Annotated in this window: 1 protein-coding gene; it reads left to right on the top strand. The window is 36.5% G+C overall.

From position 1 onward, the window contains the following. Positions 1–129: 129 nt before the first annotated feature. On the top strand, positions 130–414 hold a 285-nt coding region (locus tag KI369_RS26960), incomplete at its 3' end, for an aldo/keto reductase (protein WP_212958624.1).

Genomic DNA, 414 nt, shown 5'->3' with positions numbered 1-414 from the left:
CGAAAGGCATGATAGAAAAAATCGTTTTTATAGCAAAACATATTTATTGTTTGTACGCCCCTCAAACTATATAATAATATGTAGCAAGAAAGCCTTTTCAAAATATTATTCATCAAGGGGGTACTTATAATGGAACGAGTTCAAATGGCCGAAACGCTAGAATTTTCTCGTATTATTCAAGGTTTTTGGCGTTTAGCAGAGTGGAATATGACAAAGCAAGAGTTACTTTCTTTCATTGAAGCTTGTATGGATATGGGAATTACTACTTTCGATCACGCTGATATTTATGGCGGTTACACGTGTGAAGGACTGTTCGGAGAAGCATTACAACTTAAGCCTTCTTTACGCGAAAATATGCAAATTGTCACAAAATGTGGAATCGCTCCCCCATCACCAAAATTTCCAGAGCGATAT

Source organism: Bacillus sanguinis (assembly GCF_018332475.1).
Classification (GTDB): Bacteria; Bacillota; Bacilli; order Bacillales; family Bacillaceae_G; genus Bacillus_A; species Bacillus_A sanguinis.
This window is presented reverse-complemented; position numbering and strand designations above follow the sequence as displayed.